This is a genomic window from Xanthomonas hyacinthi, assembly GCF_009769165.1.
Classification (GTDB): Bacteria; Pseudomonadota; Gammaproteobacteria; order Xanthomonadales; family Xanthomonadaceae; genus Xanthomonas_A; species Xanthomonas_A hyacinthi.
Genome location: NZ_CP043476.1, coordinates 1,305,292 through 1,329,612 on the forward strand (window position 1 = coordinate 1,305,292; position 24,321 = coordinate 1,329,612).

The following is a 24,321-nucleotide window of genomic DNA, read 5'->3' on the forward strand; positions in this document are numbered from 1 at the left end:
GCTGGATTACCAGCTGCCCGTGGTCTTGAACTCGCCGATGCCCTTCTTGAACGCCGCTTCGATCTCGCCGTTCCAGTCGCCGCTGTCGTCGACCTTGGCGATCAGCTCGCCGGCGGTGTTGGCGAAGTGCGCGTGCAGGCCTTCCTCGAACGCGCCGATCTTGTTGACCGGCACGTCGTCCAGGAAGCCTTCGTTGACCGCGTAGATCGACAGCGCCTGGTTGGCGATGGACATCGGCAGGTACTGTTTCTGCTTCATCAGCTCGGTGACGCGCTGGCCGCGCTCGAGCTGCTTGCGGGTGGCTTCGTCCAGGTCCGAGGCGAACTGCGCGAACGCCGCCAGCTCGCGGTACTGCGCCAGCGAGATGCGGATGCCGCCGGAGAGCTTCTTGATGATCTTGGTCTGCGCGGCGCCGCCGACGCGCGACACCGAGATGCCGGCGTTCACCGCCGGGCGGATGCCGGCGTTGAACAGGTCGGTTTCCAGGAAGATCTGGCCGTCGGTGATCGAGATCACGTTGGTCGGCACGAACGCGGACACGTCGCCGGCCTGGGTCTCGATGATCGGCAGCGCGGTCAGCGAGCCGGTCTTGCCCTTGACCGCGCCGTCGGTGAACTTCTCCACGTAGTCCTCGGACACGCGCGCGGCGCGCTCCAGCAGGCGGCTGTGCAGGTAGAACACGTCGCCCGGATACGCTTCGCGGCCCGGCGGGCGCTTCAGCAGCAACGAGATCTGGCGGTAGGCCACGGCCTGCTTGGACAGATCGTCGTACACGATCAGCGCGTCTTCGCCGCGGTCCATGAAGTACTCGCCCATGGTGCAGCCGGCGTAGGCGCTGATGTACTGCATCGCCGCCGATTCGGAGGCGGTCGCGGCGACCACGATGGTGTGCGCCAGCGCGCCGTTCTCTTCCAGCTTGCGCACGATGTTGGCCACGGTCGAGGCCTTCTGCCCGATCGCCACGTACACGCACTTGATGCCGGTGGCCTTCTGGTTGATCACCGCATCGATCGCCAGCGCGGTCTTGCCGGTCTGGCGGTCGCCGATGACCAGCTCGCGCTGGCCGCGGCCGATCGGGATCATCGCATCGACCGACTTGTAGCCGGTCTGCACCGGCTGGTCGACCGACTTGCGCCAGATCACGCCCGGCGCCACGCGCTCCACCGGCGCGGTCTGCGTGGTACCCAGCGGGCCCTTGCCGTCGATCGGCTCGCCCAGCGCGTTGACCACGCGGCCGAGCAGTTCCTTGCCCACCGGCACTTCCAGGATGCGGCCGGTGGTCTTGGCCACGTCGCCTTCGCGCAGGTTCTCGTAGTCGCCGAGCACCACGGCGCCGACCGAGTCGCGCTCCAGGTTCAGCGCCAGGGCGTAGGTCTCGTTCGGCAGTTCGATCATTTCGCCCTGCATCACGTCGGCCAGGCCGAAGATGCGCACGATGCCGTCGGACACGCTGGTGACCGTGCCTTCGTTGCGCGACTCCGCGGTCAGCGTGACCTGCTCGATGCGGTTCTTGATCAGTTCGCTGATTTCGGAGGGGTTGAGCGTGGTTGCCATCTTGGTTTCCTTCGGATCGTCCACCGCACGAAGGCGGATGGCGACGTTTGGTTAGCTTCTTTGAGAATCGGGAATGGGGAATCGGGAATCGCAGGTGGCGTCGCCGCCGGGCCGGGTTCTCGCTTCTCTATTCGCCATTCCCGCTTCTTAGTGGGCCAGTGCGGAGTGCAGGCGCGACAGCTTGCCTTTCAGCGAACCGTCGATGACCACGTCGCCGGCGTCGATCACCGCGCCGCCGATCAGCGAAGCGTCCACCGCCGTGGTGATCTCGACCTCGCGGCCGAAGCGCTGCTTCAACGCCACCTTCAACGAGGCCACTTCCGCCTCGCTGAGCCGGGTGGCCGAGGTCACGTTGGCCTTGACCACGCATTCGGCCTCGGCACGCAGCTGATCGTACAGCCCGGCGATCTCGGGCAGCAGCGGCAGCCGCTGCCCTTCGGCCAGCAGGCTCAGGAAGCGCGCGTACTGCTCGTCGGCCACCTGCGGCGCCAGCAGCGCCACTGCCTGCTCGCGCTGCAGCTGCGGGTTGTGCAGCAACGCGGCCACGCGCGGATCGGCCGCGACCTGGGCGGAGAACGCCAGCGCCTGCGACCACGGCGCGAGCTTGCCGGCATCGCTGGCCGCGGCGAACGCGGCGCGGGCATACGGACGCGCCAGTGTGAGGGCCTGGCTCATCTCAGATCTCCGCCGCCAGCGCGTCGAGCAGCGCCTTGTGGGCGTTGGCGTCGATTTCGCGCTTGAGCAGCTTTTCCGCACCGCTCACCGCCAGCAGCGACACCTGGCGACGCAGCTCTTCGCGCGCACGGTTGGCCGCAGCGTCGATCTCGGCCTGGGCCAGGTCCTTCTGCCGGCTGGCCTCGGCGATCGCCTCGTGCTTGGCCGCCTCGACGATCTGGTTGGCGCGCGCGTGGGCCTGGTCGATGATCTCGTTGGCCTTGACGCGTGCGTCCTTCAGCACTTCGTTGACCTTTTCCTGCGCCTGCGCCAGATCCTTCTGGCTGCGATCGGCGGCGGCGAGGCCTTCGGCGATCTTCTGTTGGCGCGCTTCGATGGCCTGCATCAGCGGCGGCCAGATCTTGGTCGCGACGATCCAGATCAGACCGGCAAACGCCAGCGCCTGGGCAAAGAGGGTGAGACCGATATTCATTGGGTACGCTCAGCCAAAGTGACGGGGTGGACGCGCCGCCATTGCGGCGGGCGCGTCCGAACCTTCATCCGCAGCGGGGCGGCCGCATCGCCGCGGCCGTCCGCCGGTGCGACTGGATCAGCCGCCCTGCGGCAGGCGCGACACGAACTCGCCGATCATCGGGTTGGCGAACGCGAACAACAGGCCGACCGCGACGCTGATGATGAACGCGGCGTCGATCAGGCCGGCGGTGATGAACATGCGCACCTGCAGCACCGGGATCAGTTCCGGCTGGCGCGCGGCCGACTCCAGGAACTTGCCGGCCATGATGGCCAGACCGAGGCCGGCGCCCAGCGCGGCCAGGCCGATCATGATGCCGACGGCGAGGACGGTGGAGCTCTGGACTTGGGCGAGGTTGGTCAGGACGGCGAAGTACATGGTTTTCTCCGAGAACAAAGTTGCTTGAGGATGGTGAATCGAACGAAGGGTTGCAGAAACGCATGAAGCAGAAACGTCAGTGGCTGTCTTCCGCCAGGCTCAGATACACGATGGACAGCATCATGAAGATGAAAGCCTGCAGCGGGATCACCAGCAGGTGGAACAGCATCCAGCCGAAGCCGAACGCGCCGCCGGCCAGCGCGCCGACGATGCCGGCACCGCCCAGCACCCAGATCAGCAGGAACACGATCTCGCCGCCGAACATGTTGCCGAACAGTCGCATCGCCAGGGAGATCGGCTTGCTCACCCACTCGACGATATTGAGGATCAGGTTGAACGGCAGCATCCACTTGCCGAACGGGGCGGTCAGGAATTCCTTGGTCATCCCGCCCACGCCCTTGGAGCGCAGCGAGAAGAAGATCATCAGGAAGAACACGCTGATCGACATGCCCAGGGTGGCATTGACGTCGGCGGTGGGCACCGGCTTCCAGTAGTGCACGCCGGCCATTTCGAGCGGCTTGGCGATGAAGTCCGCCGGGACCATCTTGATGAGGTTCATCATCAGGATCCAGAAGAACAGGGTGATCGCGATCGGGGTGACCAGCTTGCTGGTGCCGTGGTAGGTGTCCTTGACCTGGCGGTCGACGAACTCCAGCAGGATCTCCACGAACGCCTGCCACTTGCCCGGCACGCCGGCGGTGGCCTTGCGCGTGGCCATCCAGAAGCCGACCACCATCAGCAGGCCGGACAGCACCGACATGACCAGCGTGTCCACGTGCACCTGCCAGAACCCGCCTTCCTGCACCTGGAAGGTGAGGTTCTGCAGGTGGTGCTGGATGTAGGAGGTAGGGGTTGCTTCCTCGCCCGCCATGAGTCCTGAGCCTTTATCGTGATTGGATCAACGTCTGGCCAGAGCCAGAACCTGGAACATCAGCCCGACGGCGATACCCGCCAACAGGGCCAGAGGAGGCAGCCGCCACCAGGCAAAGCCCAGCGCCAGTACCGCGAACACCAACACCCACTTCAGCACCATGGCCACGATCAACCGCGCCATCGCCGCCCCTGCCGCCTGCACGCCGCCGCTCAACGCGGTGCGTGCCGCCAGCCATCCCCCCGCCACCGTCGCCAGCCCGGTTGCGGCGGCGCCCATGGCGTACTTCGGCCCCAGCAGCAAGAAGGCCAGGGAGACCACGGCCACCGCCACCAGCGGGTAAATCGCTGCGCGCAGCATCAGCCGCCGACCCGCATCAACGGAGTTCAGCACAGAAAATCCTGCAGTTGGTGGTGGGGTGAGGACGTCTTCGCGTCCGTCGAGCCGCGGGAGTATAGCAATGGGACAATTTACGAGACAACCGCCAAAGGTTGCGACCCTCCCCGGATCGAGCCAAGCCGCCAACGATAGCACGTCGCAGACCCGCGCCGCGGCCTGGATTGATGCATCGCAGCAGGGATTTGCGTGGGAACTTTCCGCCCGCTCTGCGGTCGAAGCTTGCACGGACTGCGCCCATCCTCGTCGATCTGCAGCGCAGCCCCATGGAGTCCCGGGCGACCGGGACTCTTCTTTTTTGCGCTTTTTTGCCGGCCACTTCTGCGACCAACGCCGCCATCACGCACTCCATACCTTCACGGATGGTGGACATCGCTTTACGGATAGTTGCCGCACGCGGTGGCGTTCGCCATCGGCGCATCCATCCCCAGATGACGGAGCTTGGCCCCCCATGAAACATTTGCTCGCTCTTGCGTTGCCGTGCGCGCTCGCCGCCGCCTACGCCCTCCCCGCGCACGCCGAAGACGGCGACGACCGCTTCACCATCCGCCTCGGCGCGATGAACGTGGACAACGACAACACCTTGCGCGGCAACACCACCATCGCCGGCAGCCAGATCTCCGGCTCGCAGGACTTCGACTTCGGCGGCAAGGAATGGGAGCCGCGCGTGGACGGCATGTTCCGCATCAGCACCCGCCAGCGCCTGATCTTCGACTACTTCAAGTACGACAAGGATCGCCGCGCGGAACTGGGCGATGCCGTCAGCTACGGCGGGGTCGTCGTGCCGGCCGGCAGCTTCATCAAGGGCGAACTGAAGTACCAGGTCGCCAGCCTGGTGTACGACTACGCGGTGATCGACACCCCGCAGTTCAGCCTGGGCCTGCAGATCGGCGCCGAATGGGCCAAGGTCCAGACCAATGCCTACGCCGATCTGGGCGACCTGTATTCGGGGACCTTCATCGACGAAAGCGAGGACGGCGCCGCGCCGGTGGTCGGCCTGCGCTTCACCGCGCAGCCCAACGAGCACTGGCTGTTCAGCGTGCAGGGCCAGTACCTCAACACCAAGTGGGGCAACTTCGACAAGTACGACGGCGACCTGAGCCGCGCCAATGCCATCGCCGAATACCGCTTCACCAGGAATTTCGGCATCTTCGCCGGCTACGACTGGTTCAAGCTGGATGTGGACCGCAAGACCGACTCCAATACGGCCTCGCTGACCACCGTCGGCCTGAAGCAGGAGTTCAAGGGCCCGGTGGCCGGCGTGACCTTCGCGTTCTGATCCCAACGGGACTCGGGTTCCATCGGGACTCGGGACTCGGGACTCGCGAGCAGTTTCATGCAGAACCCGGCAGCGCTGCGGGGTTCTGTCGTTGCGCCGGTTGAATTTGCAGGTGTCCACATCGTGCGCCGGCCACGCATCGCGGCGCATGAACGCAAAGCCCCGGCCTGCGCCGGGGCTTTGCGGACCGACGCTGCGCTCGCTTATTTCTTTTTCGGGAGGTATAGATCGGTGATGGTGCCGTCGTAGACCTCGGCGGCCATGCCGACCGACTCGCTCAGGGTCGGATGCGCATGGATGGTGTGGCCGATGTCCTCGGCCTCGGCGCCCATCTCGATCGCCAGGCCGATCTCGGCCAGCAGGTCGCCGGCATGCACGCCGACGATGGCGCCGCCGACGATGCGGTGCGTCTGCTCGTCGAAGATCAGCTTGGTGAAGCCCTCGGTGCGGCCGATGCCGATGGCGCGGCCGCTGGCCGCCCACGGGAACTTGGCCACGCCGACCTTCAGGCCCTTGGCCTTGGCCTCGGTCTCGGTGACGCCGACCCAGGCGATTTCCGGGTTGGTGTAGGCCACCGACGGGATCACCCGCGCCACCCATTCCCGGCCTTTACCAGGGATGCCCTCGCCTGCGGCCACTTCGGCCGCCAGCTTGCCCTCGTGGGTGGCCTTGTGCGCCAGCATCGGGTTGCCGACGATGTCGCCGATGGCGAAGATGTGCGGCACGTTGCTGCGCATCTGCCGATCGACCGGGATGAAGCCGCGCTCGGTGACGTTGACGCCGGCCTTCTCCGCACCGATCTTCTTGCCGTTCGGCGAGCGGCCCACCGCGACCAGCACGCGGTCGTAGCTGGTCGCGCCCAGCGCCGACGTCTCGCCCTCGGCCGCGGCCTCGAAGGACACGGTGATGCCCTTCTTGTCGGCCTTGACCGCGGTGGCCTTGGTCTTCAGGTAGACCTCCACGCCCTGCTTCTTCAGGCGGTCGGCCAGCGGCTTGACCAGGTCCTGGTCGGCGCCCGGCATCAGCTGGTCCATGAACTCGACCACGGTGACCTTGCTGCCCAGCGCGCTGTACACGGTGGCCATTTCCAGGCCGATGATGCCGCCGCCGACCACCAGCAGGGTCTTGGGGATCTCCTGCAGCTCCAGCGCGTCGGTGGAGTCCATCACCCGCTTGTCGTCCCACGGGAAGTTGGGCAGCTTCACCGCCTGCGAGCCGGCGGCGATGATGCACTGCTCGAAGCGCAGCAGCTGGGTCTTGCCGTCGGCGCCGACGATCTGCAGCTCGCTGGGCGACACGAAGCTGGCCACGCCGGTGACGGTGCGCACCTTGCGCTGCCTGGCCATGCTGGCCAGGCCGCCGGTGAGCTTGCCGACCACGTTGTCCTTGTACGCGCGCAGCTTGTCCAGGGCGATCTTGGGCGCGCTGAAGGTCACGCCGAAATCGCCGGCATGGGCGACCTCGTCGATCACCGCGGCCGCGTGCAGCAGCGCCTTGGACGGGATGCAGCCGACGTTGAGGCAGACCCCGCCGAGGCTGGCGTAGCGCTCGATCAGCACCGTGTCCAGGCCCAGGTCGGCGGCGCGGAATGCGGCGGTGTAGCCGCCGGGGCCGGCGCCGAGCACCACCATCTTGCATTCGATGTCGGCCGGCTTGCCGCTGGCCAGCGCCGGCTTGCGCGCCGGCGGCTCGGCCGGGGCGCGGTGCGAGGGCGCCACCGGCGGCTTGCTGGCCGGCGCGTCGGCCTTGGCCGCCGCGGGCGCGGCGGCCGGCGCGGCGCCGGCGTCCTCGGTCTCCAGCAGCGCGATCACCGCGCCCTCGGACAGGGTGTCGCCGAGCTTGACCTTCAGCTCCTTGATCACGCCGGCCGCCGCCGACGGCACTTCCAGCGTGGCCTTGTCCGATTCCAGGGTCAGCAGGCCCTGGTCCTTCTTCACCGTGTCGCCGACGGCGACCAGCACTTCGATGACCGGAACCTCGCTGTAGTCGCCGATATCCGGGACCTTGACCTCAATGACCGCCATGCAGCTTCTCCTGTGGCCCGGCCGGCGCGCCGGCGGGCGATTGCAGTTCTACGGCGCCGCCGCGAAGGATGCGGCGCACGCAGGTGGGGGAAACACGGGCCGCGCCGGGCGCGGCGCCGTTGCGACAGGACTTACAGCAGCACGCGGCGCATGTCCGCCAGCACCTGGCTCAGGTAGGTGGTGAAGCGCGCCGCCGCGGCGCCGTCGATGACCCGGTGGTCGTAGCTCAGCGACAGCGGCAGCAGCAGCTTCGGCGCGAATTCCTTGCCGTTCCAGACCGGCTGGATCGCCGACTTGGACACACCCAGGATCGCCACTTCCGGCGCATTGACGATCGGCGTGAACGCGGTGCCGCCGATGCCGCCGAGCGAACTGATCGAGAAGCAGCCGCCGCTCATCTCGGCCGGGCCGAGCTTGCCGTCGCGCGCCTTCTTGGCCAGCTCGCCGCTTTCGCGCGCCAGCTCGACCACGCCCTTCTTGTCCACGTCGCGGATCACCGGCACCACCAGCCCGTTCGGGGTGTCGGCGGCGAAACCGATGTGGAAGTACTTCTTCAGGGTCAGGTTCTCGCCGGCCGCATCCAGCGAGGCGTTGAAGTCGGGGAACTGCTTCAGCGCCGCGGCGCTGGCCTTGAGCAGGAAGGCGAGCATGGTCAGCTTGATGCCGCTGCCCTTACCGGGCCCGCCCTCGTTTTCCTTGTTCAGCGCCACGCGCAGCGCTTCCAGGTCGGTGATGTCGGCCTGCTCGAACTGGGTGACGTGCGGGATCATCGCCCAGTTGCGCGCCAGGTTGGCGCCGGAGATCTTCTTGATCCGCGACAGCGGCTTGACCTCGACCTCGCCGAACTTGGCGAAGTCCACCTTCGGCCACGGCAGCAGGTTCAGGCCGTTGCCGCCGGCCGTCGCTGCGCCAGCCGCGGCCGGCACGCCGCCGGCCAACGCAGCCTTGACGTAGCGCTGCACGTCGTCCTTGGTGATGCGCCCGCCGTGCTCGGTACCGCTGACCTGGAACAGGTCCACGCCCAGTTCGCGCGCGAACAATCGCACCGCCGGGCTGGCGTAGGGCACCTTCTGCGGCAGCACGCTGTCGGCGTTGAACTCCACCGGCGGGCTGCTCGGAGTGCCGGCGGACGCGGCGGCCTTGGCCGGGGCCGAACCCTGCACCTGCGCGATCTCGCGCTGCGCGAGTTTGTCCGGTGCGGCCGAGGCCGGCACCGGCTGCGCCCCGCCGCCGGTCTCGGCGCTGAGTTGCACCGCGCCCGACGACGGCGCATCGGCGCTGGCGCCGGCCACCTCGATCAGCGCCACGACCTTGCCCTCGGACAGGCTGTCGCCGACCTTGACCTTCAGTTCCTTGATCACGCCGGCCACCGACGAAGGCACTTCCATCGTCGCCTTATCCGATTCCAGGGTCACCAGGCTCTGGTCCTTGGCCACGCTGTCGCCGACCGCGACCAGCACCTCGATCACCGGCACGTCGCTGTAGTCGCCGATATCCGGCACGCGCGCCTCGACGATGGCGGCGCCGTCCGCGGCCGGTTTGCTCGCCTGCTGCGCGGCCGGCGCCGGCTGGGCCGACTCCTGCTTGGCCGGCGCTGGCGTGGCCTTGGCCGCTGCCGCTGCCGGCGCGGCGGCGCTGGCGCCGTCCTCGGCCACTTCGATCAAGGCCACGACCTTGCCTTCGGACAGGCTGTCGCCGACCTTGACCTTCAACGCCTTGACCACGCCGGCGAACGGCGACGGCACTTCCATCGTCGCCTTGTCCGACTCCAGGGTGACCAGGCTCTGGTCCTTCTTCACCGTGTCGCCAACCGCCACCAGCACTTCGATTACCGGGACGTCGCTGTAGTCACCGATATCGGGGACAAGTGCTTCCTTGATTTCGGCCATACGGGCAACTCCGGCAACTAATGAGGGGGAAACCTCTATTGTGGCGGCCCGCAGCCGCAGCGCCAACCTCTGCCGGGCAAAAAAACCTGCGGCGAGCGCGCCGCGGCGCCGACAAGCGCCTGCCTGCGGCGTTCGCGGCGGACCGTACGCCTGCGCATTGTCCAGGCGCCAGCGCCGGGTCGGCGCAGCGCACCGCCTTCACGGGCGGGCGCCTAGGATGCGCCGCACCTCGATCGGAGTGCCGCCATGCGCGCGTTCGTGCTGTTGATGTCGTTGGCGATGCCGCTGGTCGCCTGGTTCTCGCAACGCGGCGCGTTCGGCCCGACCAATGGCGCGATCTCCGACCGCTACCCGACCCTGATCGTCGCCGCCGGCTACGCCTTCGCGATCTGGGGGGTGATCTTCCTGCTCGACCTGGGCTTCGGCCTGTGGCAGCTGTCGCCGCGGCGCCGTCGCCACGGCGCACTGGCGCAGGTGCGGCTGCCGGCGGCGCTGGGCTTCGGCCTCACCGCGCTGTGGATGCCGGTGTTCTCGCAGCAGCACTTCCTGCTGGCGCTGGCGGTGATCTGGGCCGCGCTGGCCTGCCTGGCGCTGGCCGCGCTGCGCCTGTCGCGCGATCCACACGCCGAACCCTGGCAGGCGCTGTGGGCCTGGTTGCCGCTGTCGCTGCACGCCGGATGGCTGTCGCTGGCCGCCTTCCTCAACACCGCGCAGGTGATCGTCGCCTACCGCTGGCTGTCCACCGAGCACATGCTGCCGTGGAGCCTGCTGCTGTTCGCGCTGGCCGCGGCGCTGCTGCTGGGTCTGAACCGGGCGATGCGCGGCAACCTGGCCTACGTCGCGGCGGCGCTGTGGGCGCTGGTCGCGGTCTACGTCAAGCAGGCCGGCAGCGGCCTGGACGGTGCGCGCAGCGCGGCCTGGGTGGCGCTGGCGCTGGCCGCGGTGCTGCTGGTGCAGACGCTGTGGCTGCGGCTGCGTGCGCCGTCGCCGCGCGCGCTGCAGTGACACGCGCTAGGTCGGCGCTGCCGACGACGGCGTGAGCCAGCCCTGCAGCGGCGCCCACGCCTGCTGCAGCCGCGCCAGCGAGAAGGCGGCATTGGCCGGACTGGTCGACGGCAGCGCCAGCACCGCCAGCGGCGCCGCGCGCGACGCCAGCTGCGGCTGCACGAAACGCGCGAACGCCTGCGCCGCCGCGGCGCCGTTGCAGGCGATCGCGCGCAGCTGCGGCAACTGCGCAATGCGCGCGGGCAAGGGATTGGGCACTTCGCTGCCGCGCACGATCGCCGTGTCCAGGCTGCCGCTGCGCCGGCACTGGCCGATCACGTCCCACAGGCCCACGCCGCAGGCCTGCATGGCCTGCAGCCGCGCCGCATAGTCCAACTGCGGATCGAAGCCGCACAGCGCGCCAAGCAGCGGCCACAGGCGGTTGCGCGGATGCGCGTAGTAGCGCGCGTGCTGCAGCGACATCGCACCGGGCATCGAGCCGAGAAGCAGCACCCGGCAATCGTCGCGAATCTGCGCAGGCAAGCCCTGCAACACGTCCTGCATCGTCACGTCGCGCGCATGTGGGTGAATGTCGCCAAGTCTTAAAACCTCGTTATTTCAAGCACCGGAGGCGGGTGTCTGAACAACGCCTGCATCCGCTTGGCCGGGGTCGGCGTCGATTCATCTTCTCATCGATACGGTGTGCGCGCCCACTCCTGTGGCCCCACAAAAAAAAGATTGAGGAGATTCCCATGCGGTCCATTCAAATCCTGAGCCTGGCTGTCGTTTCCGCCCTTGCGTTCGCGCCTGCCGCATTTGCGCAGGACGGCGACACCGCATCCGGCAAGCGCTTTGCCGTCGTCGGCAGCGCCACCCTGCTCGACCCTCATTCCAAGCCGGCCAACGGCCTCGACGTCGACGGCGGCCCGGCGCCGACCATCAGCGCCAGCTGGCTGATCAACGACAACTGGGCGGTGGAGCTGTGGGGCGCGGCCGACAAGTTCAACCACCGCGTCAGCGCCAGCGGCGTGGGCAAGGTCGGCAGCGTCGAGCAGCAGCCGATCGCGCTGAGCGGCCAGTACCACTTCGGCCAGGCGGACAACGTGTTCCGTCCGTTCGTCGGCGTCGGTTACTACCAGTCCAACTTCAGCAACGAAAAGATCGACGGCCTGTCGGCCAGCGGCCAGCACGTCGGCCTGGACACCGCCAAGGGTGCGATCGGCACCGTCGGCGTGGACATGAACATCAACTCCACCTGGTTCGCCCGCGCCGATGCGCGCTACATGCATTCGCGTCCGGAAGTGCAGGTCGCCGGCAACGGCACCGGCCAGGACCTGAAGCTGGATCCGTGGCTGGTCAGCTTCGGCGTCGGCGCGCGCTTCTAAGCACGCCTGCTCCGCGTCATCTGCAAACGGGCCTTCGGGCCCGTTTGTTTTTTGCCTTCCGCGCCGTCTCCGATCGCGCGCCGCTCAGCGCGGCGAACGATCGTAGCCGCGGTAGCGATCGAAGCGGCGCACGCGACGCCGCAGCAGCCACGCATACGCGCACGCATAGCCGAGCAGCAACGCCGCCGCCGCGAGCAGGCTGGCATGGCTCATCCAGCCCTGCGCCGGCCATGCCGCGCCCTCGCCCATGCTGCGCCAGCCCTGCACCAGGCCGGCGCCGATGCGCGCCACCACCAGCAGCGCCAAGGCCAGCACCAGCCACAGGTTCGGCGTGTAGTACAGGCCCTGCGGCAACGGTTCGAACCGGCTCAGGCAGATGCCCAGCGCGCCCAGCGCCAGGCCTGCCGCCCAGCCGACGCAGGCATAGAGCGCCGCGTCCGGCCACCAGTGCGATGCGACCGACGCGAAGCCCAGCAACAGCACGCTGGACACCAGCGCCGACCAGAACTGCACGCTGGCCAGCCACGCCCGCGCCTGGCGCCGCGAAGTGCCGTAGCGGAAGCGCTGCAGCAGCGCCAGCGGCAACAGCACCGCGGTCACCGCCAGCGCGATCACGATCGCCAGGGGAATGGCCAGCAGCAGTGGCATGCGTGCGCCCGGCTCAGAACGCCGGCAGCACCGCGCCCTGGTACTTGCGCTCGATGAACGCCTTGACCTCGGGGCTGGTCAGCGCCTTGGCCAGCTTCTGCACGCGCGGGTCGTCCTTGTTGTCGGGGCGCGCGACCAGGAAGTTCACGTACGGCGAGTCCTTGCTCTCGATCGCCAGCGCGTCGCGGGCGGGATTGAGTCCGGCGTCGAGCGCGTAGTTGGTGTTGATCAGCGCCAGGTCGACCTGGTCCAGCACCCGCGGCAGCATCGCCGAATCCAGTTCGCGGAACTTCAGCTGCTTGGGGTTGGCGACGATATCGCGCTGGGTCGACAGCGCGTTGCCCGGGTCCTTGAGCTTGATGACCCCGGCCTTGTCGAGCAGGATCAGCGCGCGGCTGTTGTTGCTGGGATCGTTGGGGATCACCACGTCGGCGCCCTGCGGCAGTTCGGCCAGCGACTTGAAGCGGCGCGAATAGGCGCCGAACGGCTCGATGTGCACGCCGATCACGGTGACCAGGTCGCTCTTGCGATCGCGGTTGTAGGCGTCCAGGTACGGCTCGGTCTGGAAGTAGTTCACGTCGATCTGCTTCTGCACCACCTGGTCGTTGGGCTGCACGTAGTCGTTGAACACGCGCACGTCCAGGGTCACGCCCTGCTTGGCCAGCAGCGGCTTGACCACCTCCAGGATTTCCGCGTGCGGCACCGCGGTGGCGGCGACGCTGAGCGTTGCATTGTCGGCGCCGGGCGCGGAGGTCTTGCCGCAGGCGGCCAGGGCCAGCACGGCGGCGCCGAGCAGCAGACGAAGCGGGGGTTTGGTCATGGCAGGAATCCGAAAACATGGGGAAGAAGAGCGGCCAAGCCGCCATGCAAGCAAGCTAGCAGACCCGGCCGCTGCGTGCGGCGAAAGGCATAGGTGGCTTTTTGTAGAAGCGCGATACGGGGCAACGCGCGCTCAACGCCGGCTGTAATGCGCGACCAGCCGATCGCCGAGCATCTGCAGCCCCTGCACCAGCAACAGCAGCACCACCACCGTGATCAGCGCCACGTCGGCGTGCGAGCGCTGGTAGCCGTCGCGGTAGGCCAGGTCGCCGAGGCCGCCGGAACCGATCGCGCCGCCCATCGCGGTGAAGCCGATCAGCGCGATGGTGGTCACCGTGGCGCCGGCGATCAGCCCCGGCCGCGCCTCGGGCAGCAGCACCCGCGTCACCAGCTGCCAGGTGGTCGCGCCCATCGCCAGGCTGGCCTCGACCACGCCGCGGTCCACTTCGCGCAGCGCCGTCTCCACCAGCCGCGCGTAGAACGGCGCCGCGCCCACCACCAGCGGCAGGATCGCGCCGCGCACGCCCAGCGAAGTGCCCATCGCCCACAGCGTCAGCGGGATCATCGCAATCATCAGGATGATGAAGGGCACCGAGCGCAGCACGTTGATCGCCAGCGCCAGCGTGGCGTACAGCAGCGGCCGCTGGTGGGTCTGGCGCGGCCCGCTCAGGAACAGCAGCACGCCCAGCGGCAGGCCGATCAGCAGGGTCAGCGGCAGCGAGCCGCCGAGCATCAGCAGCGTGTCCAGCGTGGCACGGCCGATCTCGGCCCATTTGCCGGCGTCGAGATTGCGGAAGAAGCCGCTGGCGGCGGTGGCGAACGGGATCATCGGCGCAGTTCCTCGACATGCACGCCGGCGGCGACGAACCCGGCCTGCGCCGCGTCCAGGTCGCCGCCGACCAGGGCCACGGTCAGCTGGCCGTACGGGGTGTCCTTGATCCGGTCGATGCGCCCGGACAGGATGTTGTAGTCCACCGCGGTCTCGCGCGCGATGCGCCCGAGCAGCGGCGCGTAGGTGTCGCCGCCGAGGAAGGTCAGGCGCAGGATGCGCCCGGCCACCGCGGCGAAGTCGCGATGCAGCTCGCCATCGTCCACGTGTTCGGCCTCGGACACGAAGCGGCGCGTGGTCGGATGGCGCGGATGCAGGAATACTTCGGTGACCGGCCCGCTTTCGACCAGATGCCCGGCGTCGAGCACCGCCACGCGGTCGCAGACGCGCCGGATCACCTCCATCTCGTGGGTGATCAGCACGATGGTCAGGCCCAGCTCGCGGTTGATCTGCGCCAGCAGGCTCAGCACCGAGGCGGTGGTCTGCGGATCCAGCGCGCTGGTGGCCTCGTCGCACAGCAGGATCTGCGGCCCGGTGGCCAGCGCGCGGGCGATGCCGACGCGCTGCTTCTGCCCGCCGGACAGCTGCGCCGGATACTTGCTGGCGTGCTCGGCCAGGCCGACCCGGGCCAGCAGCTCGGCCACCCGCGCCTGGATCTGCGCACGCGCGGTGCCGGCCAGTTGCAGTGGGAAGGCGACGTTGTCGGCCACGCTGCGCGAGGACAGCAGGTTGAAGTGCTGGAAGATCATGCCGATGCGCCGGCGCAGCGTGCGCAGCCCGGCGCGGTCCAGCGCGGTGACGTCCTCGCCGTCGATCAGCAGGCGCCCGCCGCTGGGCTCCTCGAGCCGGTTGATCAGCCGGATCAGCGTGGACTTGCCGGCACCGGAATGGCCGATGATGCCGAACACCTCGCCGGCGCGGATTTCCAGGTCGAGCGGATGCAAGGCCACGACCGATTGGCCGGCAACGGGGTAGGACTTGTGCAGGTGCTCGAACTGGATCACCGCGCGGGGCCGGCAGCGAAGGGGGCGCAAAGCCTAGCAGGCCAGGGTTGCGCGCGTTATTCCATTCGATTCTAACGCTTGCATCGGCAGCGGCACCGGCTACGGGTGCACCTGCGGCGGCGGCCGCACGCTGGCGCGGACCCGCTCGCGATGCAGCAGGTACAGGCCGCTGGCGACGATGATCGCCGCGCCCAGCCAGGTCCAGGCGTCGGGCAGCTTGCGCCACAGCAGCCAGTCCCACGGGATCACCCAGATCAGGCCGCTGTACTCCAGCGGCGCGATCAGCGAGGCGTCGCCGCGGCGGAACGCCTGGGTCAGGGCCACCTGACCCAGCGCGCCGGCCACGCCGAGCGTGGCGATCCAGCCGGCATCGGCCAGGCGCAGCGGGCTCCAGGCCGGCAGCGCCAGCGCGCCGGCGCCCAGCGCCATGATCAGCAGGAACCAGACCACCAGCGACTGCGGCGTGTCGGTGCGCGCCAGCAGGCTGACCAGCACCGCCGCGACCGCGTAGGCGGCTGCGGCCAGCAGCACCATCAACCCCGGCAGCGAGACGAAGCCGCCCACGCCCGGGCGCAGCACCACCAGCACGCCGACCAGGCCGATGCCGATCGCGGCCCAGCGCCGCGGGCCGACCCGTTCGCCCAGCAATGGCACCGACAGCGCCGCCACCAGCAGCGGCGCGACGAAGTAGATCGTGTAGGCGGTGGACAGCGGCAGGCTGCGCAGCGCCCCGGCGAAGCAGCCGATCATGGCGATGCCGAGCACGCCGCGCAGCAGATGCAGGCCCCAGCGCACCGGCAGGATCGAACGCGGGCCGGCACTGGCCAGCACCCACAGCAGCACGAACGGCAGCGAGGCGCCGCCGCGCAGCGTGGCCACCTGCAGCGCCGGATAGTGCGCGGTCAGCAGCTTCATCGCCGCATCCATCAGCGCGAAGCAGGCGACCGCCGCGACCATCCAGGCGGCGGCCGCGGCGTTGGAACGGGACGTGGGCATCGGCGGATTATCGTGGCGATCGGCGGCGCCGCCCAGCAGCGCAACCGCGCCGGCAGCGGCGTTGCGTCCGGATCGGTAGGATATGCGGTCTTTCCCGAGGAACTGCCATGCCTTCCTTCGATGTCGTCTCCGAAATCGACAAGCACGAACTGACCAATGCCATCGACCAGGCGAACCGCGAGCTGTCGACCCGCTTCGATTTCAAGGGCGTGGAGGCCCGCTTCGAGCTCGACGACCAGGTCATCAACCAGGCCGCGCCGAGCGACTTCCAGGTCAAGCAGATGACCGACATCCTGCGCGCGCGGCTGATCGCGCGCGGCATCGACGTGCGCTGCCTGGAATTCGGCGACGTGGAGACCAACCTGGCCGGCGCGCGGCAGAAGGTCACGGTCAAGCAGGGCATCGAGCAGAAGCTGGCCAAGAAGATCGTCGCGGCGATCAAGGACGCCAAGCTCAAGGTGGAAGCGCAGATCAACGGCGACAAGCTGCGCATCAGCGGCAAGAAGCGCGACGACCTGCAGGACGTGATGGCGCTGTTGAAGAAGAGCGATTTCGAGCTGCCGCTGCAGTTCGAGAATTTCCGCGACTGAGCCGGCGCGGTGGCACGCCCGCCGTCTGCTTCGCCCGATCGGCATCCGCCCTCGCCCACTGGAACCGCCTTGAACGACCTGGACCCGAACGCCGATCCGATCGCCGCGACCCGGCAATGGCTGGAACGCGCGGTGATCGGCCTGAACCTGTGCCCGTTCGCCAAGGCCGTGCACGTCAAGCGGCAGATCCGCTACGTGCGCAGCGACGCGACCACGCCCGAGGCCTTGCTGGAGGAGTTGAGCGAGGAACTGCTGTTGCTGCGCGACACCCCGGCCGAGCAGATCGACACCACCTTGATCGTGCATCCGCAGGTACTCGGCGATTTCCTGGACTACAACGATTTCCTCGACAACGCCGACGCGGCGGTGGACGCGCTGGACCTGCACGGCATCCTGCAGGTGGCCAGCTTCCATCCGCACTACCAGTTTGCCGGCACCGCGCCGGACGACATCGGCAACTACACCAACCGCGCGCCCTTCCCCACCTTGCACCTGCTGCGCGAGGACAGCGTCGAACGCGCCGTGGCCGCGTTCCCGGACGCGGACGTGATCGTGGAGCGCAATCTGCAGACGTTGGAGACGCTGGGGCTGGACGGATGGAAGAAGCTGTTCGAGAGCCGGGATTCGTGATTGGGGATTCGTGATTGGTAACGGCAAGGATCGCCAAAGCGCGCTGACCGCGCTTTTACCAATCTCCAATCCCTAATGCCGAATCTCGGCCCCAAACACCCGCCCCAGATCCGCCGCCTCCAGCGCACGCCACTGCCCGGCCGGCAAGGTCTCGTCCAGGGCGAAGCCGCCGATGCGGCTGCGGTGCAAGGTCGCCACGTGGTTGCCGACCGCGGCGAACATGCGCCGCGCCTGGTGGTAGCGGCCTTCGTACAGGGTGAGGCGCGCCTGGCGCGGACCCAGCACCTCCAGCTGCACCGGCAGCAGCGGCGTGGTCTCGCCGTCCAGCAGCAGCGTGCCGCTGGCGAACTGCGCCGCCTCGTCGCCGCGCAGGTCCTCGGCCAGGGTCGCTTCATAGACCTTGGCCAGCTGCGCTTTCGGCGAGACGATGCGATGCAGCAGCGCGCCGTCGTCGGTCAGCAGCAGCAGGCCGCTGCTGTCGCGGTCCAGCCGCCCGACCGTGGACAGCAGCGGCGAACGCAGGCGGAAGCGCGGCGGCAGCAGGTCGTAGACGATGCGGCCCGGGTCCCTGGTCGAACAGGTGTAGCCGACCGGCTTGTGCAGCGCCAGGATCAGCCCCGGCGCCGGGTCCAGCGCCTCGCCATCGACCCGGATCGCCGCATGCGCGAGCTGGTCGTCGGCGTACAGCACCTCGCCGTCGGCGTCGGTGATGCGGCCTTCGCGGAACATCAGGGTGACCTGCTTGCGGCTGCCATAGCCCAGGTTGGCCAGGTGCTTGACCAGCTTCACCGGCGCACCGTGGCGCGCGCGCGTACCGCCAGGATCAGCTTGAAGCCGTCGCGGCTGGCGAGCACCGAGGTGTCGCCGAAGCTGGCGTCGAGCACCGCCTCGTAGGGCAGATGCCGGTTGGCGACCAGATACAGCTTGCCGCCGGGCTTGAGCGCCTGTGCGGCGACGGCGATGAAGCGGCGGCCGATGTCCGGGCGCTCCATCCGCCCGGGCGCGTGGAACGGCGGATTGCTGACGATGACGTCGTACTGCGCCGGCAGCCCCGCGGTCACGTCGTGCCAGTGGTAGCCCATCGCCACCGCGGCCGGCGCCTGCGCCAGGTTCAGCCGCGCCAGCGCCAGCGCGCGCGCGTCGGCCTCGAACAGATCCAGCGCGGCGATGCTCGGGCAACGCGCCAGCAGTTCCGCCGACAGATAGCCGTAGCCGGCGCCGAGATCGGCACCGCGGCCGGCCAGGTCGGCCGGCAGGTGCTCGGCCAGCAGCGCCGAGGCCGGATCGATGCGGTCCCAGGCGAACACGCCGGGCCGGCTGCGGAAGCGCCCGTCCAGGATCGGCTGCGGCGCGTCCAATATCGCCCAGCGCCGCTGCAGCGCGGCGTCGTGGCCGCCATGCAGCGGCGCGGTCCAGTACACGCGGCAGTGGTGCTTGGTCAGCTTGCCGCCCAGGCCGGCCAGCTGCTGCAGGTCGTCCTCGCCGGAGCGGGCGCCTTCGTTGTTGGACTGGCAGGCCACCACCACCCCGCCCGGTGCGGCCAGCGCCAGCGCGCGCGCCAGCAGCGCCCGCGCCTCGTCGCGCTGGCGCGGCGGCAGCACCAGCACCAGCGCATAGCCGCCGGTATCGTCGTGGTCGTCGGCATCCTCGGCGCGGACCTGCCAGCCGCCCTGCTGCAGGGCGGCGGCGAATGGGCGGTAGCCCTGCTCGCAGACCAGTTGCGCCGGCTGCGCGTGCTGGCGCAGCGCCCAGCCGTCGCGGGCGCGCAGGAACAGCACCTTGCCGGCCGGCCAGCGCAGCGCGCCCTGGGCGAAGGGCAGGAACAGGGTGTCGAGGGGAGCGTCTTGCAGAGCCGGCATCGGGATCGGGTTCGGACAGGGAACGCGCATTCTACCGGCAGCCCGGCGCCGGCCCGGTTTTGCGCCAAGTGAACGCATCATTGATGCAATGGCAACATCGCCGCGCCTAGGCTGCAGGTCAACCCGGACGGATGGAGTGGCATATGCGCGCAGTGTTCATCGGTGGCGTCGTCGACAACAGCGAAGTGGATCTGGAAGGCCACCAACCGCCGCTGCACTATCCGGAGAACACCGGTACCGGACGCCCGCGCTATCGCCTGCACCAGCGCGGCGAACGCGGCGACGGCAGCGTGGTATATGCGGTCTATGCGGCGCCCGAACTCGGCGACACCGAGGTGGAACGCGTGGTCAGCGAGCGCGGCTATGCGCGCCGCTTCGGCGTGGAGCCGGCGCCGGTGGAGCATTAAGCGGAGGCGGGGGGTCTTCGGATCGGTTACCGCGGCTCTCCGCCTGAATTGGCCCTTTCGATCCAGATGCAAAAACACCTGTGGGAGCGACGTCAGTCGCGACGGGCTTTATCGATAGAGCCCGTCGCGACTGACGTCGCTCCCACATTCCTTCCTTTCGATCCCGATAGCGATCTTCCACCTTCCACTGATACCGCCGCCCGGCCGCATAAGAGCCGGGCGCAGCGAACCACTCCCGGCTAATCCCGGCTACGGCCCGGCCTTCGGCGTCACCCGCCAGATCACGTTGCCGACATCGTCGGCCACCAGCAGCGCGCCAGGCTTGTCCACCGCCACGCCGACCGGGCGGCCCTGGGCCTTGCCTTCGGCGTCGAGGAAGCCGGTCAGCACGTCCTGCGCCTTGCCGCTGGGCTTGCCGTTGGCGAAGGGCACATAGATCACCTTGTAGCCGGACGGCGGATCGCGGTTCCAGGAGCCGTGCTGGCCGATGAAGGCGCCGCCGCGGTACGCCTGCGGCAGCAGCGCGCCTTCGTAGAAGCTCAGCCCCAGCGAGGCGGTATGCGCGCCCAGCGCGTAATCGGGCTTGATCGCACTGGCCACCATCTCCGCGTTCTGCGGCTGCACGCGTTCGTCCACGTGCTGGCCGTAGTAGCTGTACGGCCAGCCGTAGAAACCGCCTTCGCGCACCGAGGTCAGGTAATCGGGCACCAGATCGCTGCCGATCTCGTCGCGCTCGTTGACCACCACCCACAGCGTGTCGGCGCCCGGCTGCCAGGCCAGGCCCACCGGGTTGCGCAGGCCGCTGGCGAACACCCGGGTGGCGCCGCTGTGCGCGTCCACTTCCAGGATCGCGGCCCGGTTGAGTTCGGCGTCCATGCCGTTTTCGGCGACGTTGCTGTTGGAACCGACGCCGACGTAGAGCTTGTTGCCGTCGCGGCTGGCCACAAGACTCTTGGTCCAGTGATGGTTGATGCCGCCGGGCAGGTTGGCGACGAAGCGCGGCGCGGCGCTGATCTGGGTATCGCCGGCCTTGTACGGGAAACTGACCAGCGCATCGGCATTGGCGACGTACAGGCGGTCGCCGACCAGGGCGATGCCGAACGGCGAATACAGGCCCTTGAGGAATTGCGTGCGTACCTCGGCCACGCCGTCGCCATCGGCGTCGCGCAGCAAGGTGATGCGGTTGGCGCTGGGCACGGTCGAGCCGGCCTTGGCCATCATCGCACCCTGGATCTTGTCGCGCAGGCCGCTGCTTTCCTTTTCCGGCGCCGGCGGCGCGGCGGTCTCGGCCACCAGCACGTCGCCGTTGGGCAGCACGTACAGCCAGCGCGGATGGTCCAGGTCGCGGGCGAAGGCCTGCACCGCCAGGCCGGCGGCCGGCACCGGCGCGGCGCCTTCGGCCCAGCGCTTGACCTCGGCGACCTTGACCGTGGGGATCATGCGCTTGACCGGGTCGGGCAGCACCGGATCGGGCCCCATCCCGTCCTCGATGGAATGCCTGGCGGTATCGCCACAGGCACTCAACGCGGCAGCGGACAGGAAACACAGTGCCCAACGGGCAGGGGACGAGGGAAGTTGCATCATCGCTGCTCGGCTCTCCATGGTGACGACAGGACCACCGATGATGCACAGCACGCGCTCGGCAAACGTGAAATAGATGTCAAATGCAGCGATGCGCAGGCACGCCGCGTCACCCGGTCGGCAGCAACGGCTGGACCTCGCGGATCCGATCCAGCCAGATGTAGTGCTGCTGCGCGGGCTGCAGCAGATCGTCCAGCCGTACCCTGCCGTTGATGCCCTCGCGCTCCTGGCGATCGCGAAACGTCTGCAAGGTGGGCCGGATCGAGACCGTGCCGCTGACCCGGCTGCCGTCGTCCAGCAGCAGCGACACCTGCGCCAGCTCCGGCAAGTGCGGCAGCCATGCCTGCAGCGCGGCGATGGCGTCGGGATCGGTATGCACTGCATCGGCGTACTTGGTCATACGCAGCTCCTGCCAAGGGACCTGCGCAACGTAACGGCAATGGCGTGAAAACCCCGGGAAGCGCCGCTACTCCCGGCGCGCGAAACGCACCGCGGACACCAGCTGCGCCACGCTGTACGGCTTGGCCAGATGCTCCTGGAAACCGGACTGCAGCGCGCGCTGGCGATCGTCGGCGCGCGCCAGCGCGGTCACCGCCACTGCCGGCAGCTCGGCCGCCTGCAGGCCCATGTTGTCGCGGATCGTGCGGATCAGGCCATAGCCATCCATGCCCGGCATGCCGATGTCGGTGACCATCACGTCGAAGCGGCTGTGGCCGCCGCCGTCGAGCAGCGCCAGCGCCTCGCTGGCGGAACCGGCGGCGACCACGTCCGCGCCCTGCTCCTCGAGCAGCCGCCGCAGGTAGTCGAGCATGTCCGGCTGGTCTTCCACCGCCAGCAGGCGCATGCCCTTCAGCGCATATGCTTCCACCACCTGCTCGGCCATCGCGAACGCGCGCACCTCGCGCAGCGGCCGCCTGCCCGGCTGGTCGCGGTGCAGCGGCAGGCGCACGCTGAACACCGCGCCGCAGCCGCGACCATCGCTGGCCGCGCTGACCTGGCCGCCATGCATCTCCACCAGCTGCTGCACGATCGCCAGGCCCAGGCCGAGGCCGCCATGCAGCCGGGTGGTGGTGCCGTCGGCCTGGCGGAAGCGGCCGAACAGGTGCGGCAGGAACTCCGGCGCAATGCCGTCGCCGGAATCGCGCACCGCCACCGTGGCGTGTTCGCCGTCGGCATCGACATCGATCGCCAGCTCGATGCGGCCATGCGCCGGGGTGAACTTGATCGCGTTGGACAACAGGTTCCAGAACACCTGCTGCAGGCGCGTGGCGTCGCCCAGCACCAGGCACGGCTGCGCCGGCTCGCGCAGGGTCAGCGCCTGGTCCTTGCCCTCGGCCACCGGCTCCTGCGCGCGCAGCGCTTCGCGCACCTGTTCGGTCAGGTCCAGCGCCTCCACTTCCAGCTGCACCTTGCCCAGCAGCATGCTGCTCAGGTCGAGCATGTCCGAGATCAGCCGCTGCTGCGCACGCGCGCTGCTGGCGATCACCGACAGCCCCTTGCTGCTCGGATCGCCCGGCGGCAGCCGCTGCAGCAGCAGGTCGCTCCAGCCGAGGATCGTGGTCAGCGGCGTGCGCAGCTCGTGCGACAGCGTGGCCAGGAATTCGTCCTTCAGCCGCGCCATGCTCTCGGCCGCGTTGCGCGCGCTGCGCTCCGATTCCAGCAGCTGCTCGCGGGCCAGTTCGATGTCGCGGCGCTCGGTGACGTCCGGGCTGCTGCCGGCCAGGCCGATGAACTCGCCCTCGGCCGAATAGCGCGGCACCGCGGTCATCTCGATCCAGCGCCATTCGCCGTCGTGGCGGCGTGCGCGCACCAGCGCACGCAGGTTGCGCTGCTCGTCCAGCGCGCTGCGCAGCTCGAAGGCGAACACGCCGGCATCCTCCGGATGCAACACGTCGCCCCAGCCCGGCCACACGTCGTCGGCCTGCAGGTCGATACCGAAGAATTCGGCGTAGGCGGTATTGGTGAAACGCAGCTGGCCGCTGGCGTCCAGCACCCAGACCGGCATCGGCAGGCCCTCGGCGAGCGCGCTGAAGCGCGCCTCGCTCTCGGCCAGGTCGCGCTCCACGCGCTTGCGCTCGGTGATGTCGAGGAACTGCACGGCGACCAGGTGCCGGTCCGGCGCACCGATGCGGAACGCATCCACCGCCCACCAGCGGCCCAACGCGGACGCGGAGTTCTCGAACTTGGCCGAGCGTCCGCTCAGCGCCACCTCGCCGTACACGCGGAACCAGTGCTCCTCGAGGGTCGGCGACAACTCGCGCATGCGCCGGCCGATCACCTCGTGCATGCCGGTCTCGCGCTCGAACGCCGGATTGACCTCCAGGAACACGTAGTCGACCGCGCGCCGCGCCTCGTCGAACAGCACCTGCACCACGCAGAAACCGGAGTCGATCTTGTCGAAGATCTCGCGGTAGTGCAGGTCCGATGCCTGCGTGCGCGACGTGGAGGAAGATTCGGTGCTGACATGCATGAGGGAGTTTGCTCTGGAAACGGCCTGCGACGGCGGATGCGACGCCGCACTCCGCGCCCACGGCGTGATGACGGATGCCCAGGACCGGCTGGCGCGACGGACCCCGCATCTTGTTAAGCCGCTCCGCCGCCGTCAAGCCGGACCGGCCGCGCGGCGGCGGCAGGTCGCCAGAAGCAGGCGCCGACCAGTACGATCCCAGCAGCGCCAGCGCGATCCCGGCGAGGACTTCCCCCATTTAGGGCCTGTTCCTTGGGACCTGTTCCTCCAGCCAGCGTTCGGCCTCCTGCCGCCATGCCGTTCCTGGCGCACGTCCTCGCCCGGGTTCAGCCGCAGGTGACGCGCCGCCGCGTCCAGGTCCGCCGGCTGGTCGACGAAGCTGGCCGCGCCGCTCGCCGGGCTGTGTCCATGCGGCCTGGCCCAGTCGAGGAACTGCAGGCGCGCCTGCGACGCGGCGTGGGCCTGGTGGAACAGCAGCATCTTCATGCGATCCCCGAATTGCTTGCGTTGCCACGGATGGTCGCGCGGGCGCCGTGAAGCACGCG

Annotated in this window: 26 protein-coding genes; 7 read left to right on the forward strand and 19 right to left on the reverse strand. The window is 68.9% G+C overall.

Features of this window, described 5'->3' with window-relative positions; genetic code table 11:
• Positions 1-6 precede the first annotated feature (6 nt).
• From atpA to FZ025_RS05990, 6 genes are all read right to left on the reverse strand, one after another.
• Positions 7-1,554 (reverse strand): F0F1 ATP synthase subunit alpha, encoded by a 1,548-nt coding sequence (gene atpA, locus FZ025_RS05965; protein ID WP_046978370.1) that lies wholly within the window; start codon positions 1,552-1,554, stop codon positions 7-9.
• A gap of 147 nt (positions 1,555-1,701) precedes the next feature.
• Positions 1,702-2,229 carry a F0F1 ATP synthase subunit delta gene (locus tag FZ025_RS05970; RefSeq protein WP_046978355.1) on the reverse strand — a complete coding sequence of 176 codons (528 nt, stop codon included), beginning with the start codon at positions 2,227-2,229 and terminating at the stop codon, positions 1,702-1,704.
• 1 nt (position 2,230) lies between these two features.
• Complete coding sequence (locus FZ025_RS05975; RefSeq protein WP_046978354.1) at positions 2,231-2,701, reverse strand: F0F1 ATP synthase subunit B; 471 nt, start codon at positions 2,699-2,701, stop codon at positions 2,231-2,233.
• A 117-nt stretch (positions 2,702-2,818) separates the two neighbouring features.
• Positions 2,819-3,118 (reverse strand): F0F1 ATP synthase subunit C, encoded by a 300-nt coding sequence (gene atpE / locus FZ025_RS05980; protein ID WP_046978353.1) that lies wholly within the window; start codon positions 3,116-3,118, stop codon positions 2,819-2,821.
• 76 nt (positions 3,119-3,194) lie between these two features.
• Positions 3,195-3,989: a F0F1 ATP synthase subunit A gene (gene atpB, locus FZ025_RS05985; RefSeq protein WP_046978352.1), complete on the reverse strand. Its 795-nt coding sequence runs from the start codon at positions 3,987-3,989 to the stop codon at positions 3,195-3,197.
• A gap of 27 nt (positions 3,990-4,016) precedes the next feature.
• A complete protein-coding gene (locus tag FZ025_RS05990) occupies positions 4,017-4,382 on the reverse strand; it encodes an ATP synthase subunit I (protein WP_104558638.1) in 366 nt (121 codons plus the stop codon).
• A 454-nt stretch (positions 4,383-4,836) separates the two neighbouring features.
• Here FZ025_RS05990 and FZ025_RS05995 point away from each other — a divergent pair, with 454 nt between their 5' ends.
• Positions 4,837-5,664 (forward strand): hypothetical protein, encoded by an 828-nt coding sequence (locus FZ025_RS05995; protein WP_046978351.1) that lies wholly within the window; start codon positions 4,837-4,839, stop codon positions 5,662-5,664.
• Between the two features lie 203 nt (positions 5,665-5,867).
• On the opposite strand, the gene lpdA is transcribed toward FZ025_RS05995, so the two are convergent.
• Together lpdA and aceF are read right to left on the reverse strand one after the other, a co-directional pair.
• Positions 5,868-7,688 (reverse strand): dihydrolipoyl dehydrogenase, encoded by a 1,821-nt coding sequence (gene lpdA, locus FZ025_RS06000; protein WP_046978350.1) that lies wholly within the window; start codon positions 7,686-7,688, stop codon positions 5,868-5,870.
• Positions 7,689-7,819: 131 nt separating this feature from the next.
• Complete coding sequence (gene aceF, locus FZ025_RS06005) at positions 7,820-9,577, reverse strand: dihydrolipoyllysine-residue acetyltransferase (RefSeq protein WP_046978349.1); 1,758 nt, start codon at positions 9,575-9,577, stop codon at positions 7,820-7,822.
• Positions 9,578-9,823: 246 nt separating this feature from the next.
• Here aceF and FZ025_RS06010 point away from each other — a divergent pair, with 246 nt between their 5' ends.
• The gene (locus tag FZ025_RS06010) at positions 9,824-10,582 is read left to right on the forward strand and encodes a hypothetical protein (protein WP_046978348.1); all 759 of its coding nucleotides are present in this window, start codon (positions 9,824-9,826) and stop codon (positions 10,580-10,582) included.
• Positions 10,583-10,588: 6 nt separating this feature from the next.
• On the opposite strand, the gene FZ025_RS06015 is transcribed toward FZ025_RS06010, so the two are convergent.
• Positions 10,589-11,125 (reverse strand): DNA-deoxyinosine glycosylase, encoded by a 537-nt coding sequence (locus FZ025_RS06015; protein ID WP_046978368.1) that lies wholly within the window; start codon positions 11,123-11,125, stop codon positions 10,589-10,591.
• Positions 11,126-11,313: 188 nt separating this feature from the next.
• On the opposite strand from FZ025_RS06015, the gene FZ025_RS06020 reads away from it, so the two are divergent.
• The gene (locus tag FZ025_RS06020) at positions 11,314-11,946 is read left to right on the forward strand and encodes an OmpW/AlkL family protein (protein WP_046978347.1); all 633 of its coding nucleotides are present in this window, start codon (positions 11,314-11,316) and stop codon (positions 11,944-11,946) included.
• 84 nt (positions 11,947-12,030) lie between these two features.
• Here FZ025_RS06020 and FZ025_RS06025 read toward each other — a convergent pair whose 3' ends face one another.
• The 5 genes from FZ025_RS06025 to FZ025_RS06045 all read right to left on the reverse strand — a co-directional run bounded on the left by FZ025_RS06025 (position 12,031) and on the right by FZ025_RS06045 (position 16,242).
• Positions 12,031-12,594: a CcdC protein domain-containing protein gene (locus FZ025_RS06025; RefSeq protein WP_046978346.1), complete on the reverse strand. Its 564-nt coding sequence runs from the start codon at positions 12,592-12,594 to the stop codon at positions 12,031-12,033.
• Positions 12,595-12,607: 13 nt separating this feature from the next.
• On the reverse strand, positions 12,608-13,414 hold the full coding sequence (locus FZ025_RS06030) for a MetQ/NlpA family ABC transporter substrate-binding protein (RefSeq protein WP_046978345.1): 807 nt from the start codon (positions 13,412-13,414) through the stop codon (positions 12,608-12,610).
• 132 nt (positions 13,415-13,546) lie between these two features.
• Positions 13,547-14,242 carry a methionine ABC transporter permease gene (locus FZ025_RS06035; RefSeq protein ID WP_046978344.1) on the reverse strand — a complete coding sequence of 232 codons (696 nt, stop codon included), beginning with the start codon at positions 14,240-14,242 and terminating at the stop codon, positions 13,547-13,549.
• Positions 14,239-15,246 (reverse strand): methionine ABC transporter ATP-binding protein, encoded by a 1,008-nt coding sequence (locus tag FZ025_RS06040; protein ID WP_046978343.1) that lies wholly within the window; start codon positions 15,244-15,246, stop codon positions 14,239-14,241. The genes FZ025_RS06035 and FZ025_RS06040 overlap by 4 nt, the downstream gene beginning before the upstream one ends.
• A 99-nt stretch (positions 15,247-15,345) precedes the next feature.
• Entirely contained in the window at positions 15,346-16,242 is an 897-nt protein-coding gene (locus tag FZ025_RS06045; RefSeq protein WP_046978342.1) for a DMT family transporter, read from the reverse strand.
• A gap of 107 nt (positions 16,243-16,349) precedes the next feature.
• On the opposite strand from FZ025_RS06045, the gene FZ025_RS06050 reads away from it, so the two are divergent.
• On the forward strand, positions 16,350-16,832 hold the full coding sequence (locus FZ025_RS06050) for a YajQ family cyclic di-GMP-binding protein (protein WP_046978341.1): 483 nt from the start codon (positions 16,350-16,352) through the stop codon (positions 16,830-16,832).
• A gap of 69 nt (positions 16,833-16,901) precedes the next feature.
• Positions 16,902-17,462, forward strand: a complete 561-nt coding sequence (locus FZ025_RS06055) for a DUF1415 domain-containing protein (RefSeq protein WP_046978340.1) — start codon at positions 16,902-16,904, stop codon at positions 17,460-17,462.
• A gap of 72 nt (positions 17,463-17,534) precedes the next feature.
• Here FZ025_RS06055 and FZ025_RS06060 read toward each other — a convergent pair whose 3' ends face one another.
• Positions 17,535-18,251 carry a 16S rRNA pseudouridine(516) synthase gene (locus FZ025_RS06060; RefSeq protein WP_046978339.1) on the reverse strand — a complete coding sequence of 239 codons (717 nt, stop codon included), beginning with the start codon at positions 18,249-18,251 and terminating at the stop codon, positions 17,535-17,537.
• Complete coding sequence (locus FZ025_RS06065; protein WP_046978338.1) at positions 18,248-19,321, reverse strand: class I SAM-dependent methyltransferase; 1,074 nt, start codon at positions 19,319-19,321, stop codon at positions 18,248-18,250. The genes FZ025_RS06060 and FZ025_RS06065 overlap by 4 nt, the downstream gene beginning before the upstream one ends.
• A gap of 143 nt (positions 19,322-19,464) precedes the next feature.
• Here FZ025_RS06065 and FZ025_RS06070 point away from each other — a divergent pair, with 143 nt between their 5' ends.
• A complete protein-coding gene (locus FZ025_RS06070) occupies positions 19,465-19,728 on the forward strand; it encodes a hypothetical protein (protein WP_046978337.1) in 264 nt (87 codons plus the stop codon).
• Between the two features lie 249 nt (positions 19,729-19,977).
• Here the strand turns inward: FZ025_RS06070 and FZ025_RS06075 are convergent, their stop codons facing one another.
• The 3 genes from FZ025_RS06075 to FZ025_RS06085 all read right to left on the reverse strand — a co-directional run bounded on the left by FZ025_RS06075 (position 19,978) and on the right by FZ025_RS06085 (position 23,779).
• Positions 19,978-21,312: a PQQ-dependent sugar dehydrogenase gene (locus FZ025_RS06075; protein WP_046978336.1), complete on the reverse strand. Its 1,335-nt coding sequence runs from the start codon at positions 21,310-21,312 to the stop codon at positions 19,978-19,980.
• A 106-nt stretch (positions 21,313-21,418) separates the two neighbouring features.
• Positions 21,419-21,709, reverse strand: a complete 291-nt coding sequence (locus FZ025_RS06080) for a DUF3247 family protein (RefSeq protein ID WP_046978335.1) — start codon at positions 21,707-21,709, stop codon at positions 21,419-21,421.
• A 66-nt stretch (positions 21,710-21,775) separates the two neighbouring features.
• Complete coding sequence (locus FZ025_RS06085; RefSeq protein WP_046978334.1) at positions 21,776-23,779, reverse strand: PAS domain-containing hybrid sensor histidine kinase/response regulator; 2,004 nt, start codon at positions 23,777-23,779, stop codon at positions 21,776-21,778.
• 291 nt (positions 23,780-24,070) lie between these two features.
• Between FZ025_RS06085 and FZ025_RS22850 the strand changes: the two genes are divergently transcribed.
• A complete protein-coding gene (locus FZ025_RS22850) occupies positions 24,071-24,313 on the forward strand; it encodes a hypothetical protein (protein WP_046978333.1) in 243 nt (80 codons plus the stop codon).
• Positions 24,314-24,321: the final 8 nt, after the last annotated feature.

Coding starts and splice junctions, on each gene's coding strand:
- FZ025_RS06010 (WP_046978348.1), top strand. CDS start 9,824: ATGCGCGCGTTCGTGCTGTTGATGTCGTTGGCGATGCCGCTGGTCGCC.
- atpB (WP_046978352.1), bottom strand. CDS start 3,989: ATGGCGGGCGAGGAAGCAACCCCTACCTCCTACATCCAGCACCACCTG.
- FZ025_RS06045 (WP_046978342.1), bottom strand. CDS start 16,242: ATGCCCACGTCCCGTTCCAACGCCGCGGCCGCCGCCTGGATGGTCGCG.
- FZ025_RS06050 (WP_046978341.1), top strand. CDS start 16,350: ATGCCTTCCTTCGATGTCGTCTCCGAAATCGACAAGCACGAACTGACC.
- FZ025_RS06075 (WP_046978336.1), bottom strand. CDS start 21,312: ATGATGCAACTTCCCTCGTCCCCTGCCCGTTGGGCACTGTGTTTCCTG.
- FZ025_RS06015 (WP_046978368.1), bottom strand. CDS start 11,125: ATGCAGGACGTGTTGCAGGGCTTGCCTGCGCAGATTCGCGACGATTGC.
- lpdA (WP_046978350.1), bottom strand. CDS start 7,688: ATGGCGGTCATTGAGGTCAAGGTCCCGGATATCGGCGACTACAGCGAG.
- FZ025_RS06070 (WP_046978337.1), top strand. CDS start 19,465: ATGCGCGCAGTGTTCATCGGTGGCGTCGTCGACAACAGCGAAGTGGAT.
- FZ025_RS06030 (WP_046978345.1), bottom strand. CDS start 13,414: ATGACCAAACCCCCGCTTCGTCTGCTGCTCGGCGCCGCCGTGCTGGCC.
- atpE (WP_046978353.1), bottom strand. CDS start 3,118: ATGTACTTCGCCGTCCTGACCAACCTCGCCCAAGTCCAGAGCTCCACC.
- aceF (WP_046978349.1), bottom strand. CDS start 9,577: ATGGCCGAAATCAAGGAAGCACTTGTCCCCGATATCGGTGACTACAGC.
- FZ025_RS06035 (WP_046978344.1), bottom strand. CDS start 14,242: ATGATCCCGTTCGCCACCGCCGCCAGCGGCTTCTTCCGCAATCTCGAC.
- FZ025_RS05970 (WP_046978355.1), bottom strand. CDS start 2,229: ATGAGCCAGGCCCTCACACTGGCGCGTCCGTATGCCCGCGCCGCGTTC.
- FZ025_RS06080 (WP_046978335.1), bottom strand. CDS start 21,709: ATGACCAAGTACGCCGATGCAGTGCATACCGATCCCGACGCCATCGCC.
- FZ025_RS22850 (WP_046978333.1), top strand. CDS start 24,071: ATGCCGTTCCTGGCGCACGTCCTCGCCCGGGTTCAGCCGCAGGTGACG.
- FZ025_RS06065 (WP_046978338.1), bottom strand. CDS start 19,321: ATGCCGGCTCTGCAAGACGCTCCCCTCGACACCCTGTTCCTGCCCTTC.
- FZ025_RS05975 (WP_046978354.1), bottom strand. CDS start 2,701: ATGAATATCGGTCTCACCCTCTTTGCCCAGGCGCTGGCGTTTGCCGGT.
- FZ025_RS05995 (WP_046978351.1), top strand. CDS start 4,837: ATGAAACATTTGCTCGCTCTTGCGTTGCCGTGCGCGCTCGCCGCCGCC.
- FZ025_RS06020 (WP_046978347.1), top strand. CDS start 11,314: ATGCGGTCCATTCAAATCCTGAGCCTGGCTGTCGTTTCCGCCCTTGCG.
- FZ025_RS06085 (WP_046978334.1), bottom strand. CDS start 23,779: ATGCATGTCAGCACCGAATCTTCCTCCACGTCGCGCACGCAGGCATCG.
- atpA (WP_046978370.1), bottom strand. CDS start 1,554: ATGGCAACCACGCTCAACCCCTCCGAAATCAGCGAACTGATCAAGAAC.
- FZ025_RS06025 (WP_046978346.1), bottom strand. CDS start 12,594: ATGCCACTGCTGCTGGCCATTCCCCTGGCGATCGTGATCGCGCTGGCG.